The following is a 230-nucleotide window of genomic DNA, read 5'->3' on the forward strand; positions in this document are numbered from 1 at the left end:
GCCGTTCATGTTCCTGGCGCTCGGCGCTGATGTCCTCGAACACGCTGATCAGGTGTTCAGGCTCGCCATTGGCATGGCGCTGCAACGAGGTGCGGGCGCGCACCCAGATGTACTCGCCGTTCTTGTGGCGCACGCGTTTTTCTACCTCGTAACGCTCGGTCTCACCGGCCAGCATGCGCTGCAGCAGTTGCAGGTTCTGCGCCAGGTCGTCAGCGTGGGTGATCTGCTGG

Annotated in this window: 1 protein-coding gene; it reads right to left on the minus strand. The window is 63.0% G+C overall.

Annotated elements, in window-relative coordinates:
* On the minus strand, positions 1 to 230 hold a 230-nt coding region (locus SB765_RS34405), incomplete at both ends, for a PAS domain-containing protein (RefSeq protein ID WP_410933128.1).

Origin of the sequence: Pseudomonas sp. SIMBA_067, assembly GCF_046534675.1 — a bacterium.
Taxonomy (GTDB): Bacteria; Pseudomonadota; Gammaproteobacteria; order Pseudomonadales; family Pseudomonadaceae; genus Aquipseudomonas; species Aquipseudomonas putida.